12 protein-coding genes are annotated in these 14,110 nt (G+C 66.3%); 1 reads left to right on the forward strand and 11 read right to left on the reverse strand.

The genetic code is table 11. The annotated features are described in order from the left end of the window. Window positions 1–105 precede the first annotated feature (105 nt). Window positions 106–2,523: a hypothetical protein gene (locus FJ386_08200; GenBank protein ID MBM3876682.1), complete on the reverse strand. Its 2,418-nt coding sequence runs from the start codon at window positions 2,521–2,523 to the stop codon at window positions 106–108. A gap of 193 nt (window positions 2,524–2,716) precedes the next feature. Here FJ386_08200 and infA point away from each other — a divergent pair, with 193 nt between their 5' ends. Further along, entirely contained in the window at window positions 2,717–2,935 is a 219-nt protein-coding gene (infA, locus tag FJ386_08205) for a translation initiation factor IF-1 (GenBank protein MBM3876683.1), read from the forward strand. Between the two features lie 14 nt (window positions 2,936–2,949). Here infA and FJ386_08210 read toward each other — a convergent pair whose 3' ends face one another. The 10 genes from FJ386_08210 to FJ386_08255 all read right to left on the reverse strand — a co-directional run bounded on the left by FJ386_08210 (window position 2,950) and on the right by FJ386_08255 (window position 13,060). Further along, the gene (locus FJ386_08210) at window positions 2,950–3,603 is read right to left on the reverse strand and encodes a hypothetical protein (GenBank protein ID MBM3876684.1); all 654 of its coding nucleotides are present in this window, start codon (window positions 3,601–3,603) and stop codon (window positions 2,950–2,952) included. Between the two features lie 84 nt (window positions 3,604–3,687). Continuing rightward, window positions 3,688–4,440, reverse strand: a complete 753-nt coding sequence (locus FJ386_08215) for an RDD family protein (GenBank protein MBM3876685.1) — start codon at window positions 4,438–4,440, stop codon at window positions 3,688–3,690. Between the two features lie 71 nt (window positions 4,441–4,511). Continuing rightward, entirely contained in the window at window positions 4,512–5,567 is a 1,056-nt protein-coding gene (locus tag FJ386_08220; GenBank protein MBM3876686.1) for a stage II sporulation protein M, read from the reverse strand. A 3-nt stretch (window positions 5,568–5,570) separates the two neighbouring features. Next, window positions 5,571–6,971, reverse strand: coding sequence for a DUF58 domain-containing protein (locus FJ386_08225; protein ID MBM3876687.1), 1,401 nt, complete (start codon window positions 6,969–6,971; stop codon window positions 5,571–5,573). A 168-nt stretch (window positions 6,972–7,139) separates the two neighbouring features. Further along, a complete protein-coding gene (locus FJ386_08230) occupies window positions 7,140–8,105 on the reverse strand; it encodes a MoxR family ATPase (GenBank protein ID MBM3876688.1) in 966 nt (321 codons plus the stop codon). Between the two features lie 10 nt (window positions 8,106–8,115). Next, complete coding sequence (locus FJ386_08235; GenBank protein ID MBM3876689.1) at window positions 8,116–9,501, reverse strand: DUF4350 domain-containing protein; 1,386 nt, start codon at window positions 9,499–9,501, stop codon at window positions 8,116–8,118. Then, window positions 9,498–11,183, reverse strand: coding sequence for a DUF4129 domain-containing protein (locus FJ386_08240; GenBank protein ID MBM3876690.1), 1,686 nt, complete (start codon window positions 11,181–11,183; stop codon window positions 9,498–9,500). The genes FJ386_08235 and FJ386_08240 overlap by 4 nt, the downstream gene beginning before the upstream one ends. After that, on the reverse strand, window positions 11,180–11,503 hold the full coding sequence (locus tag FJ386_08245; GenBank protein ID MBM3876691.1) for a rhomboid family protein: 324 nt from the start codon (window positions 11,501–11,503) through the stop codon (window positions 11,180–11,182). Before FJ386_08245 ends, FJ386_08240 begins: the two co-directional genes overlap by 4 nt. Window positions 11,504–11,505: 2 nt before the next feature. Further along, window positions 11,506–12,600: a hypothetical protein gene (locus FJ386_08250; GenBank protein MBM3876692.1), complete on the reverse strand. Its 1,095-nt coding sequence runs from the start codon at window positions 12,598–12,600 to the stop codon at window positions 11,506–11,508. Between the two features lie 7 nt (window positions 12,601–12,607). Beyond that, on the reverse strand, window positions 12,608–13,060 hold the full coding sequence (locus FJ386_08255) for a hypothetical protein (GenBank protein ID MBM3876693.1): 453 nt from the start codon (window positions 13,058–13,060) through the stop codon (window positions 12,608–12,610). Between the last annotated feature and the right edge of the window lie 1,050 nt (window positions 13,061–14,110).

Genomic DNA, 14,110 nt, shown 5'->3' on the forward strand with positions numbered 1-14,110 from the left:
GGCTGATGAAACCACGAAGACACGAAGGTCGGAGGGGGAATGCGGGGAAGATCAGGATCAAGAGCAGGATTTGGATCAGGACTAAGGGGTAGCGGGCGTGGGCGGTTACTTCGCCGGGACGCTGTTGATCGTGTTGAAAATGGTCTGCGATATGGTCGCGCCGGCGGCGGTCTTGAGATTGAGCTTCACCTGCATCTGCATCACGGGTTGCATCGGGCCGAGGTCGAGGAACACGGTGCGGCCGTCGGGCTGGAGCTTCGCGGACTTCACGTCGCGCGGGTCGCGGCCCATCTTGGAGGGGTTTTCCACGGACCAGTCTTTGGAGCCGTATTGCGTGGTCCATTGGTAGTTCCATTGCTCGACGGCGTAGCTGCCGGAGTCCTCGGCGAGGGATTTGTCGAGCGGGTCGGTGAAGGTGATCTCGATGCCGTTGGGGCGCACGCGCATTTCGCTGGGGAGGTTGGCGGGCTTGCCGGTGTATCGGACGCGGTGGAGCGCGCCTTTCTGCGCGCCGTTGGATTGCCAGACAACGAGGCCGGTGAGGTAGAGCTGGCCGTCGAGCGGGCTGAAGCGCCCGCGCATGATGCCGGTCTTGAACTTGAGCGGGAACTTGAACGCGCCGCCCTGCACCTGTCCGCCCACGGTTTCGAGCATCACCTTGTGCAGGGCGCACGCGCCGTAGCTCAGGTGCAGGAGGTCGCCGGAGAACGGTCCCCACTTGTCGCTGGTGACCCACACTTGGCCGCCGCTGGAGTTGTCGGTGTCGTAGGTGTGCGGCAGCCAGAGGATGGGTTTGTCATAATTCACGGGATGCTTCGCAGCGGCGGCCTTGAACTTGTCGCTGGCGGCGGGGAATGACTCGACTGATTTGCCGTTGCTGAAGAGCGTGGCGTTGGTGCCGAGCACGGCCACGCGGGTGTCGTGCGAGGTGAAGATGTGCCCGAGGAATCCGCCGGGGCGCACGAGGTCCACGCGGGAGCTGGGAACCCAGTTGCCTTCGTTGTCGGCGGTGGTGATCTCGCCGCGCGGGCCGACGCCCATGCCGTTGGGCGCGCGCAGGCCGGTGGCGACGACGTCGAGTTTGGAGCCGTCCTTGGAAATGCGCAGAAGCGCGCCGTGGTGCGGGTGCCTGGACGGCCCGAGGTTGCCGCCCTTGGTGAAGTAGAAGTTGCCCTGGGGGTCGGTCTCCAGGTTCAGGCAGAATTCGTGGTAGTGCGACGAGATGGCGACGTCGTTGTTGAAGTTTTCGTAAAAGTCGGCCTCGCCGTCGTTGTTCAAGTCGTGCAGGCGCGTGAGTTGGTCGCGCCCGAGCACGTAGATTTTCTCGTCCACAATCTTGAGGCCGAGGGGCTGGAACAGACCCGTTGCAAACCGCTTCCACCGTAGCCGCTCCAGCTTCTCGTCAATGCCGCTGACGAGCCAAACCTCACCGTTGACGGTGCAGATGGCGGCGCGGGTCGCGTCCTTGAAGAAGTCGAATCCGCTGGTGCGGAGCCAGGATTGCCACGGGTTGTCCTCGGGAAGGGTTAGGGTGTCCACGACGTAGGCGGCGCCGCCGGAGCCAGTTTCGCCCTTGGTTTCGAGGATGGGATTCCAGCGGGCGGGCCCGCCGCGCGTGAGGGCTTTGAGGTCGGGGAGATCCTTCGCCACGCCCGCCGCGGCCCGGGCATTGGCGTGATTCGGATCATCTCCGATGCTGACGGCAACCCGAAACGTGGCGGATCTCCCGAGCGGCGGAAGCTTGAGCACGCTGCGGCCGTTCGCGGCGTCGAGTGCCGAGTCCATGCCGGGCGTGATCGCAGCAGCAACGGCCTTCGCTCCCGGCGTCGCGGAGACGTCGAAGAGCAGCATGGTCATCGGGCGATCCGAGTTCTCGATGTGAAAGGTGCGGGTGAACGCGTTTCGGGCCGCATCGTAGCCGGGCATTTCCAGCACGCTCGCCTTGCCAACGGTGTAGCTGAGGATGACCTGCTTGTCGTGAAGGTAGAAGCCGCGCCACTTGGCCCACTCGCGTGGCAGCGGGCCGAACGAAATGAGTTCGTTCCCCTCGCGCTTGGGTGGGTTCGGCTCGTCGAAGCCGCCGCTCGCGAAAGCCCAGCCGGGAGTCACCGTCGAGCTGAACGCGAGTTCGCCCGCCGGTTGCGGAACGCCTTCGAGTCCCTCGCGGCCGGTGGGGAGTTTGAGGAAGCCGCCCGTCCACGCCGCGGCCCAGCGCAGCCGCTCGGTGTCGAAGCACACCGTCGCCTCGTCGTTCGCGCCGACGCGGATGGAGAGCGCCTTGAGCGCGGGCCGGACGCGGCCCTTGCCGTCAGGCGCGTTCATCTCGAGCCCGCTGCTGAAGAACTGCCCGAGGTCCGTGAGGTCCCACTTCGTCGTCGTGGCGCGCGGCTTGGCCTTGACGGGCGCTTCCTTCTTGGCAGCGTCGGGGGCGGCCTTGGGCGCGTCTTGCTTGTCCTGCGCGTGGAGGGCGAGCGCGAACGATAGTGCGAGGGTCGGAGTGAGGACGAATCTCAACGTGTGCATGGGAGTTGTTTGAGCACCGGCCGGCACCAAGTTTGCCGGGAATGGACGAGGCGAACCACCATAAATTCAGCCTCCGGCCCGAATGTAACCGCAGAAAATCGTCGCCCGTCTCGTGTGAAAACCTGCCCGGAACAACGCCGTCCGGAGACAGCCGGCGGCCGGACAGGACAAACCGATTTGTCCGCCCGACGCCATGCCGAAGGAAGAGCCGATTGAGTTGACCGGCACGATCACACAGGTGCTGCCCGGCACCATGTTCCGCGTCGCGCTGGGGAACGGCCACGTGGTCCTCGCCCACATCTCCGGCAAGATGCGCAAACACTTCATCCGCATCTCCGTCGGGGACAAGGTCAAGGCCGAGATGTCGCCCTATGATCTGGGCAAGGCGCGGATCACCTTCCGCGCGAAGTAAAGGCCGTCGCCCGCTTACAGCACCTCCGCGAGGTGCCGCGCCTGGATCACCGTGAGCCACCACCAGACCAATCCCGCGCCCCCGCGCAGATAGAGCCACACGCCCCACGCGCCCCCCGCCGCCCAACCCGCAAGCACACCGGCCAGCACGTGCGCCGGAAGCGGCGGTTGCTTCGAACCTGCCGCGACGAACGCCACGAACACGCCGACGAGAATCGTCCCGCCCGCGGACCACTGCTCACGCCCCGTGAGACGCATAAACAACGCAAACGGCGCAAAGACCAGCAGCGACGAGGTCAGCCCGATTCCGAACAGGATTGAAGCCGCAAGCGACGGCAGGTCCTTCGGGAAGTCATCCGGCCGCAGCGGGCGCAACACGGGGTCGGTGAAGAAGAGCTTCGCGAGCGCCACGACTATCGCGGCCACGGTGACCGCCGCCCAGAGTTTCGGCTCCAGCTTCACAAACACCGGCCGTCCGGAATACTGCCCGTGCCAACCGAAGACAAAATTCCAGAGGAAAAACCCGCACACGAAGACGACGGCGAGCAGGAACGAAAGCGCGTCCGGTCGCTCGAACCACAGCGCCAGCCTCGGCCAGCACGCGAGTGCGGTGAACACACCCCCGCACAGCGAGGCGCGCAACACGGCGGGCTTGGCGAGCGAGCGCATGAATTCCCGGAGCCAAACAGTCGGTCATCGAGGTCCGGACGCCGCGGCTCAGGGCAGCGGCCTCCACCGCCCTTCTCGCAATGGTCATTTCCCCGCGAGTTCTTCGAGTTCGCCGCGCCCGGCGGACTTCGCCGCTCCTGCCGGGTCATCGCGTCGGACGCGGAACACGACGTCGAGTACGTTGCGGACGTGCTGCTCGTCCGTGAGGCCCTCCGTGGATTCGGGCGGGAATTCGACGAGCGACCGGAACCGCGCGGCAATCTCGCTGAAAAGTCCGACGCGCGCGGACGGGTCCAGTTCGTCGCGGCGCAGCAGGGCTTGCAACGCCACTGCGGCCTCGGCCGGGGAAACGCGCTGACGCAGCCGCGCCTCGAGGTGCGGGTGATCGCGAAGCGAGTTGTATTTGCGCGAGAGCAGTTGATCGAGGTCCGGCTCGCGCAGGCGCGGCTGGCGGACGACGACCGTGTTCGCCGCGAGGTCTCCGAGCCGCTGGTTGTGGCGGTTGAGGAACATCGCAACAGCGCCGACAAACCCGAGCAGCGGCAATGAATCCACCGGCCGCAGAAGATTGCGCATCACGACCTGGCTGAACTGCAGGCGCAATCCCTGCGCGTCCATCACGCGCATCCGGAGCACCCACTTGCCGAGCGTCTGCCCGCGCCACAACCACTCGCACCCGATGCCGTAGCCGACCTGCACGATAAACGGCAGCAGGATGCGCAGCGCGATGACGATGTCGGGGCTGACCATGATGAAGACCAGCGCAAGCGTGACGAGCACCTGCGTGATCACGTTCACGGTCGAAGTGTCGAGGACGAACCCGATGAACCGCAACATCGGCCCAGCCAGCGGCAGCGAGAACACGATCCCTTCCGGCGTGCGGATGTCGAGTGTGGCGGTGCGGGAGGTCACGTCGATTGCGGGAGTTTTGCCGCGGGCAATCCGCCCTCGGCCTGCTCGTCCGTCGTCGGCTTGAGGCCCGCGCGCGCGAGGAAAACCCACAGCACACCCAGTTCGACCACGCCGAACGCGATCTTCAACGAGTAGGGAATCACCGGCTCGTGATACTGCGAGAGAAACGCCTCGACGAATCCCGCCCACACCAGCATCACCGCCACGCCTCCGATGAGCGTGGCAAGGTCGGGCGCGGCCTGGCGCAACCGCTCGCGCAGCGACGCGCGGCTCCCGCGGCCGATCAGCGCCGAGGCAAGCACGAGCCCCGCCTGCCCTGCGATGAGAATCGCGGGAATCTCAATCGAACCGTGCGGCAGCAGCCATGCCGCAAGAAACTTCGACTGCCCCGCAATGATGTAGTCCGCGCAGATGAGGCCGAGGATCACGCCATTGTAGAAGAGCACCACGATGGTGCCGATGCCGTAGGTGAGACCGAAAGCCATCGCGTTAACCGACACTTGGATGTTGTTCCGCATGAGGTGCGCCGAGAATCTCGCCTTCGCGCCGGCATGGGCTGCGGTGCCGCCGGACTTTTCCTCCTCGGCGACGCGCTTGGCCGGGTCCCCGAGGTGATTCGCAAACATGCGCGGCAGCACGCTCGCCTTCGCATCGGGGTCGAACATGAGCGCGAACGCCCCGAGCGCGGTGCCCGCCAGGGTGATGATGACGCCAAGCCAGAATGCCCGCGCGTGCCGCCGGAAGGTGCGCGGAAACGTGACCATGAACCACTCCACCGGCCGTATGCGGTGGCCGCGTCGACGCGTCTCGTGAATCTCGCCGTATGCGCGCGCCACGAGGTTCTCGAGGAAGGCGCGCGTCTCCGGCTCGGCCGAGAAGGTCGCTATCTTCGCGAGGTCCGACGACGTGCGTTCGTAGAGGTAGTGCAGCCGCCGGAGCTGGGCGAGGTCCGGTTGAAACCCCGGCTCGTTCTCGAGACGCCCAAGCAGTTGCTCCAGCTCCGACCAAAACGGCCGCTCGGCGGTCACAAATTTTTCCACATCGATGATCACGTTCTAAATCAATTGCCGGCGTTTCACGCTAAAGTAATTGGTGACCAGCTGGGCGCAGAGCCGTTCGTTCTCGAGCAGGGTGAATTGCACGCCGCGCCGCTGCAGCGTCTTGTCCAGTTCGCGCAGGTTGTGCCAGAGCACGTGGCCGCCGAGCCGCTGATACACGTCGTCGAGCGAGCCCACGCTCGAATCGCTGAACAGCGGTTGCGCGCCCGGCGGCTGCATCATGTTCACGAGCACCAGATGCTGGCGGCTGAACAGGTCAAGGCTGCGCGTGAACTGCTCGGCCAGCAACGGGTCGTCCAGCGCCGTGAGCACGATAAGCAGTGCGCGACGCCGCATCCGCAGCCGGATGAACGTGGCCAGTTCGTCGAAGTCCGGCGACACGAGCCGCGGTTGCAGCGTGTAGATCGCGTCGCGGCAGGCCGCGTAATGGTCGGGGCCATTCTTCGCGCGGATGAACTTGTGGACGCGGTCGCTGAACGTGAGCAGGCCAAAATGGTCGCCCTGCTGCTCCGCGGCGAGCCCGAGCACGAGCGCCGCGGTGAGGTAGCGCTCCAACACGGACGTTTCGGGTTTCAGGTTCAAGGTCTCACGTTGCGCCGGCGGCTCCGGTGGGTTCGAAGCTCGGGCCTTGAACCTTGGACCTTGAAACTCCTGCCGCGCGCTGAGCCGCGACGCGTCCACGATCACGTAAACTTCCTGCGTGCGCTCGATCTGGAAGACTTTCGTGATCGGATGGCCGCGCTTGGCGGTCGCCTTCCAGTGGATGTCCTCGAAACCGTCGCCCGGCGCATACTCGCGGAGCTTCTCGAACTCGCGCCCCTTGCCGACCTGCCGCTGGACGTGCGCGCCAAATCCGCCGCGGCGCAGAAAGAGCGCCGAGACCGTGCTGCGTTCCTCCATCAGGTTCGGATACACGCGCAACTCGGAATCCACGGGCGAAACACCGCGCACGGACCAAAGCCCGAGCGGCGACGCGCCCTCGAGGTGACAGCGCTCGACGCGGAAGCGCCCGCGCCGCACGGGCACGCACGCCCACCGCACGCGCGAGAGTTTCGCGCTCACCGGCAGCACCGTGGTGATGTCCTCCTGCGACGAGGGGATTTCGCGCGGCAGCGGCAGGCCGACGCGGAGTTCCCTGGAGCGCGGCCGTTCGTTCTTGATGAGCACGTCGAGGTTGGCCGCGCGGTCCTTGCTCAAGCGGGTGACCTTCGGCAATTCGACCGAAATGCCGTCGAGGCTGCCGAAGGCGAGCACGCCATCCATCAGCGCGAGCACGACGAAGAGTCCCATCAGAAGAAACGAGACCACCGCGGCGTCGGGCATGAGCGCCGCGATGCCGCCAAACGGCACGAGCACCGCGGCGGTGGAGAACAGGAGGCGCGTGCGGGGAACAAGCATGGCTCAAACGGGGCGGGAATGGACTCGCATCGAAACCGGCCCGCTTTGGAGTGCGGTGGCAGAGCGCAGCGGCGACAGCGCCTTCCGACGGTTCCTCGCCAGGCAAGGCGGCGGGGCGCTTCGCTTCCCGCCGCAGTCCATGGTTGTGGTCGATTTCATGGGCAGGCTTCAACGCGGCACAGCAACCTGTTCCAGAATCTTCTCGATGACCTCCTTCACGCTCAACCCCTCGATCTCGAACTCGGGCCGCAGAATGAGCCGGTGCTCGAGCACCGGAAGCGCCATCGCCTTGATGTCGTCGGGCGTGACGAAGTCGCGCCCGCTGATCGCCGCGAATGCCCGGCTCGCCAGCAGCAGTGCCTGCGTCGCGCGCGGACCGGCGCCAACCAAAACGCTCTCGTGGGTGCGCGACGCGCGGACGATGTCCACGATGTAAGCGGGCAGTTCCTCGCGGACGGTGACGAGGTTCAGCCCGCCACGCAGTGACGTGAGCGCGGACTCCGTGATGACCTGCCGCACCACGCCGCTCGCGAGCGCCGCCTCCGGCGTGTCCGCGCCGAGCATTCGCCGGGCGAGCGTGATCTCCTCGTCGCGCTCGGGCGGGTTCATCGTGATCTTGAGCATGAAGCGGTCCTTCTGCGCCTCGGGCAGCGGATACGTGCCCTCGTATTCCACCGGGTTCTGCGTGGCGAACACGGTGAACGTTGCCGGCAACGCGTGCGTGTCGCGGTCAATGCTCACCAGCCGCTCCTGCATCGCCTGCAACAGCGCGGACTGTGTCTTGGCGGGCGCGCGGTTGACTTCGTCCGCGAGCAGGAACGAGGTGAACACCGGCCCCTTGATGAGCGTGAACTCGTTGCGCTGGAGGTTGAAAACGTGCGTGCCGGTGATGTCCGCCGGCATGAGGTCGGGCGTGAACTGGATGCGCGAGAACTCGCAGCCGAGCACGCGCGCGAGTGTGCGCACAAGCAGCGTCTTGGCCACGCCGGGCACGCCTTCGACGAGCGCGTGCTGGTTGGTGAAGATGCAGATGAGGGCGCGGTCCACGACGTCGCCCTGGCCAATGATGACCTTGGCGACTTCGGCGCGGGCGCGGGTGAGGACTTCCTTGAGTTGGTCGAGTTGTGGGTTCATGGGTTGCAAATCATTTCTGCTCCGTCGCGATCCGGCTCAGCTCCCGATACGCATCGACCGGATGCGCCGTGCCGCCAATCTTCGCGAATCCCGAGTCAAGCGCGCCTTGCATCTCGGCGGCGCGCCGCTGGTTCTTCGGCTGATGCCCGCAGGACTTTTTCCACTCGGCGAAGCAGGTGTGGATGAGCTCCACTCTCGGGATGCTCCGGCGCAGGAGGTTCACGAAGCCCGACGCGGAATCCTTGCCGAGCACGGCGCCCGCGCCTCCGGCGGTCTCCTCGTGCAGGGGCGGGACGAAGTGGACGGCGTTGCGCCAGATGTGCAGCAACGCGAGCAACAGCAGCGCGCCGAGCAATCCGTGCAGGTTGTAGCGCCGGAGCATCGCCGCGACGCCGGGGTGCGCCTCGATGCCGTGGTGCGTCTCGTCGAAGAGCATCACCCGGTTCGCGCCCGCGAACCACGCAAGCAGCGCCGGCCGCCGTTCCGAGCGGAGCGCCTCGTTGCTGAACGGCCACGCGTCCGCGCACACGACGACCGTGCCCTTGCCGAGCGGCCGCTCGATCAGCACGGGGTCGGCGTCCCGCGCGTAGAGCACGCGCCACGCGTTGGTGAGCTCCTTGAAGTGCACGGCGGTGTGCCACGTCAACAGCGGCGGGAAGTCGGGCGGTGCATCCTTGCGTGTGACGTTCACGGACTCGGGGTCGCGGTCCGCGCTTTCGGGCAGGTCGCGGAAGGCGCGCTTGAATCCCCAGCGTTCGTAGAGCGACACAGCGCGAAGCCGGCGCTCATCGCCGAGCAACGAGCGGCGCCGGGGCGGGCGCTTCCGGGCTTCGGATTTCTCACCGGACTTCGCATCGGATTTCTCGGCGGACTCGTCCACGTTTGCGTCCTGCTTCGCGGGCTTTGGGGGCGGGGACTTCCCGGGTTTCCTCTTCGCGGCACTGTCCTTCTTTTTCCCCTGGTTCGCGGGGTCGAATGCATTCTCGCCGAGTTCCATCAACTCGCGCCGGAACGCGCCGGGCGATGTCATGATCGGCCGGAACGACATCACGAGCCGCCCGCCGCCGCGCACGAAGTCCTCGAGTTCCTTCGCCTCGGCGGGATCCACGAATTCCGGCGCGCCCACGGACGCGCCGATTACGAACAGCGTCGTGTCGCGGCCGTCGCCGATGTGGTCGGGCAGGCCGTAAAAGCGCCGCGCCTCAATGCCGCGCACGTCGGCGAGTCCGTCGAAGAGCGCCTTGCTCCCCATCGGGTCCGCGCGCAGCGTCGAGTAGGCGGGATACAAGTCGCCACTCGCGAAGCGCAGCTCGAACAGCGTCGCAAGTCCCCACCCGAAGCCCACGACGAGCAGCGGCAGCGCGACGACCAGCAGACGGTTGGCGCCGTGCTTCATCGCTTCACCTCCGCTGGCGCGCCGATGGAGCGGATGCGCTCGACGTCCTCCCGGAATTCTCCGAGCTGCTCGCCGGTGACCTCGTGCAGGCCATACCACGCGCGGTCGATGCGACCGACGTTGCGTCCGAAGGCGTCCTGCAATTCGGGCAGCGCGCGCGCGCGGCGGCGGACTTCACGCTCGTATTCGTGATTGGTCTTGAAGCGCGCGATGCGCACGACCTCGCGGTGCGCGAGGTGCGCGAGGCTCGCGAGATACAGGGCGCGGAGCGCGAGACGCAAGTTGCCCTGCTGCATCATGTCCTGCGCAAGCTTGAGCCAGCCGTCCTCGGGGAGCTGGTCGGCGGCGGTGTTCTCGTCATTCAAATCCGGCGTCGCGGCGATGGCTTCGGCGGCGACGATGATCCGTTTCTGCCGCTGCTTCCAGAGGCGCAGAATGAGGATGGCGAGCGCGGACAACGCGATGGCAAGCAGGAGGAAGGCGAGGGTGTTCACGCCCGTGACCCAGGCGGTGCCGGCGCCGGTGTTCGTGGAACGGTTCGGAAACAACTTGTCCATGATCCCACGCAACCACTTGGCAGACTGGTTGATCTTCTCCACCACCCACACGCGGAGGCTCTCGAGCTGGTCGGCGACGTTCTTGAGGAAGCGCGTCCACCAGGTCTCAGGCCGGGCCTCGGCCATGCGCTCGCGCGGGAGGCGCCAGGAATACTCGGCGCGTCGCAGCACCTCCTCGATGGACCGGTCGAGCTCTTGGGACGGGAGTGCGGCGGGGGCGGGCTTGGGAGAGGGCGGCCGGGCCTCGCCTGCGGTGAGCCGCATCGGCCCCATGAGCCCGATCATCAGGGCCAGCGCGCCCGCAACGGCGCGGGTGCGGGCGACGGCACGGTTCAAACTCACGCGAAGGTCTTCGCCGGACTGGACGGATTCCGCGTAAAAGCATCGCAGCAGCCACACGGATTTGAGCACCGGGTCGAGCAGCAGCCACGCGACGCCCGCGACGGCGGCGAGGAAGGTGGTGTTCAGAATGGCCGAAGACCCCGCGCGTGTGAAGGTGCTCTCGATGCCGAGGAAAATCCGAACCAGATGAGGGAAGAGGCCGAGCAGCGCGGCGACGTTGATGAAAAGCATGAACGCCGCGAGAGCGCCCAGCGCGACGAGCATGAAATTCAAGCCCGGCCACAGCGAGCCCAGCCGCGTCGCGCGACTCGCGGCAGCGCGGATGCCCGCGATGTCGCCCGACCCCGTGACGGTGAGCGACTGAAAAAAGCTGAACGTCGGCGGGAAGAAGATCACGGTGACCAGGGTCACGGGCAGGAGCAGGAATCCGAGGGGTTGAAGCGACGACTGCACGGCGATCATCCGCAAGACGCGCGGTCTGTCCCACTCCGGCTGCGGTTCGCCCGCGAGGTGCGCGCGAAGCCCCGCGACGAAGACCGCCTGCCAGCATTTCATCCACACGAACAGCGCGGCAAGCCCGAGCGATGCGCCGACCAGATGTTCCTCGGCCCACGTGTTGCGGCTCATGTCCGCCCAGAAGAACAGCAGCCCGAGCACGAAGGGCGCGGCGCCGAGATAATAGCGGAGCCACAGCCCAAGTGGTGCCTGCCGCAGCAGGTGCGCGGCTTCCTCGAACAGCTCCATGCCGTTCAGCCCGTCAATGCGCTTGGAGTTCCGCCTCATTTGGACAACAGGTCGCGCTTCCAGAGCGTGCCCTCGTGGAATTCGGACGGCATCGAGACAAGCCACTGGCCTGCGACGTAGAAGCACATCCACGCGAGCAACACTCCCGCGCACGCCGCGACCGCGCGGGACGCGCCCGCCCAGCGGCGCTTGCGTTCTTCGACGGCGGTGGTGAGCTTGCGCAGGCATCCGGCGCAGAGCAACGCGCCGTCGTGTTCCGTCACGCACTCACGGCAGAAGTGCTGCGCGCAGGACGGGCACCGCGCCACGGCCTCCCGGAGCGTGTGGTGCAGGCAGCGTTGTTCGTGGAGTTGAAGCATCGTCAGTTCAGAGCGTCCGTCGGCGGCAGGGGCGGGACTTGTTGCGGGATGGAGGGTTTCACCGGTGACGGTGCCGAGTCAACGGCCTTGCCGGACCCGGGAACGGACGCCGACGAAGTTGCGCCCGGCTGCGCGCGGCGGAAGCGGATCAACGCACTCCATCCAATCAACCCGGCGGCGAGCAGGTAGCCACTGCTCACGACATAGAGGGTGAACAGCGCGATGTGGCTCGACGGCCGGAGATTCTCGATGTCCACCTCGTCACCGCTCGAAATGCCGATGTAGATGGCCAGCACAAACGCGGCCACCATGCCGAGCGCGTAGTAGATGACCGTCGTCCAGAGCACGCGCCGGACGGGCGCCGCCATGTCGGTGCCCTGCTGCTTCACGATGGCCGCGACGATGAAGCCGAGCTCCACGAGCGTGAGCGCCATGTTGAGATACTCGATGGCCTTGTACTCCAACAACGCGTAGCCGAGCACCAGGGCGGAATCCACGAGCATCAGCGTGAAGGCAATCGCGTGCGCGCGGCCGTGGTAATGCCGGATCGGCAGCGGCGGGACCGGGGCGAAGCCGGAGGGCGGCCTTGCGACCGGCACCGGTGCACCTGGCAGCGGCGGCGGCGCGGCGCCGACAGGAATGTCGCGTTGCAACTCGCCGGCGGCTTTCACGAGCGCGGCGGATAACTTGCGCGCGCCGCGAAGCCGGCCGATTCCGGGAAGCCGCTCCGTCTGCACCGCCGTGCGCATGACGCACTCGCACGTGGGACCAAGCAGCACGTTGATCGCAAGGAACAAGGCCGCGATCGCCGCGACGACGAGGAGAAACGAGATGAGCGCAAACGGCGTGCTCGTCAGCGCCCCGAACACGCAGAAGGCGGCGACGGCGCCAAGCACGATGTTGATGACCATGCCCGTGCGTGTGTGGCTGATGACGAGCGCGTGGATGTCGCGCAGGTAGAACCGACGGTAGCGCTCGTGAAATCCCTCCTCGCGCACGACGAGCAGGTGATCATCCGCGAGCCAGTAAGTGCCGCGGCCGGTGATGTCGCGCCCGCCGGCGCGGACGCGCTTGTAGGTCGGGTCGCGGCGAAGCATGGCCGTGTCAGTTCGAGCGCGCGAGGCCGATCCAGAACGCGGCGCTCGCGCACAGCAGCAGCGCAGCGAGCACGGCGCAGATGCCGAGCCGCAGCTTGGTATTGGCCACGAGGCTCGGGGGCGCGCTCCAATTCTTCACCGTGAGCCCGAGCGCGACCGGACACAGGACCACCGCCAGCGGCCAGAAGAACACGCTTCCCAGCACGAGGGACATGACCACGTAGTCGTGGCGGGTGCGCGCGCGCTCAAGGGTCTTGATCTTGCCCTTCTTGCCGCCGCTTTCGAGGCACGTGGGACAATAGTGGCGGCCGGACACCTCCATGTCGCAGAGCGCGCAGAGGAATTTGCCGCAGGCGTCGCACGGGATGGCAGCCCGCTTGGTGGGATGATAGAAGCACGCGGCCTCGCCCTCGGCTTGCGTGGACTCCCCTGCCCTGCCCTGCTCGCCGTGGTGGAACAAAGCGGGAAACGCGGCAACCTCAAGTCCTGCATTGCAAGCCGGGCAGCGGCGCAGCGCGCAAAGTTCGGGCAAACCGCCCCCCAGGGCGGAATGGCAGCGCGGGCATGACAGCGGCTGCGCGTTCATGTCTAACCTCAACCGTCCTGCAGCGCCATGTCGCCGAAGATTTTGTCGTAGAGGCTGGCCGTCATGCCCATGAAGATCGAAATGGTGACGAGGAAACCAACGCACACGGCAAGAATTCCCAACCCGGCGAAGAGGCCGCCGACTAACATCAGCGCGAAGCACATCCACCAGTGCTTGCCGACGACCTTGCGGCTGAGGTTCATGGCCTGCCAGAAGCCCATGCGCTTGTCGGCGACGAGTGGGATTGCGAACATCCAGCAGATGCTCAGATAGATAAGGACGAAGATTGCAAGGACCAGCAGGAGGCCGCCGACGATCATGAGCGGACCGCCCGCGGAGAAGTCCATCCGCCCGCCGCGCCAGCCGACGAGGCCGCCGATGACCAGGAGCGCGATGCCGGGAATCATGCACAAGCCGGCGAGGATGCTCGTCACCACTTGCGTCAGCATCAGATTCAGGAACCGCGGACCGAACCCGCTGAAGGCGTCGCCGATGGTGGCCTCCTGATTGCGCACGCGCTTGATGTAAAAGAGATACAAGCCGCCGATGAGCGGCCCTTGGATGATCAGCGTCACGATGCCGCCGATGAAAGGGATGAAGTTGCCGACCATCAGCACGAGATACACGAGGCATGTCGCGCCAATGCACGGCCAGAACTGCCCCTTCACCGCCTCCCAGCCCGCACTGAAGGCGTCGCTGATGCTCACATCGTAATCGCGCGCGATGATTTCATCGGGCGAGACACTGCCGCGAAGTCCCGAGGTCGGCGCAAGTCCCTCCTTGATGCGCTGCGCGAAGGCGGGCTTGCACTCGGCGCACACGACCTGTTCGCCGTAGCGGATGACTTGATCCGCGGGGACGGATTTGCCGCATTGCGAGCACGTGACCAGGCTCGCGGCCGAGTCGGGCGCAGCCGCCCCTCCT

This window comes from Verrucomicrobiota bacterium, from assembly GCA_016871675.1.
In the GTDB taxonomy this organism is placed as follows: domain Bacteria; phylum Verrucomicrobiota; class Verrucomicrobiia; order Limisphaerales; family VHCN01; genus VHCN01.

Bases quoted from the DNA above. Each gene is read 5' to 3' on its own strand.
- FJ386_08200 (MBM3876682.1), bottom strand. From the start codon at position 2,523: ATGCACACGTTGAGATTCGTCCTCACTCCGACCCTCGCACTATCGTTC.
- infA (MBM3876683.1), top strand. From the start codon at position 2,717: ATGCCGAAGGAAGAGCCGATTGAGTTGACCGGCACGATCACACAGGTG.
- FJ386_08210 (MBM3876684.1), bottom strand. From the start codon at position 3,603: ATGCGCTCGCTCGCCAAGCCCGCCGTGTTGCGCGCCTCGCTGTGCGGG.
- FJ386_08215 (MBM3876685.1), bottom strand. From the start codon at position 4,440: ATGTTGCGGTTCATCGGGTTCGTCCTCGACACTTCGACCGTGAACGTG.
- FJ386_08225 (MBM3876687.1), bottom strand. From the start codon at position 6,971: ATGCTTGTTCCCCGCACGCGCCTCCTGTTCTCCACCGCCGCGGTGCTC.
- FJ386_08230 (MBM3876688.1), bottom strand. From the start codon at position 8,105: ATGAACCCACAACTCGACCAACTCAAGGAAGTCCTCACCCGCGCCCGC.
- FJ386_08235 (MBM3876689.1), bottom strand. From the start codon at position 9,501: ATGAAGCACGGCGCCAACCGTCTGCTGGTCGTCGCGCTGCCGCTGCTC.
- FJ386_08240 (MBM3876690.1), bottom strand. From the start codon at position 11,183: ATGAGGCGGAACTCCAAGCGCATTGACGGGCTGAACGGCATGGAGCTG.
- FJ386_08245 (MBM3876691.1), bottom strand. From the start codon at position 11,503: ATGCTTCAACTCCACGAACAACGCTGCCTGCACCACACGCTCCGGGAG.
- FJ386_08250 (MBM3876692.1), bottom strand. From the start codon at position 12,600: ATGCTTCGCCGCGACCCGACCTACAAGCGCGTCCGCGCCGGCGGGCGC.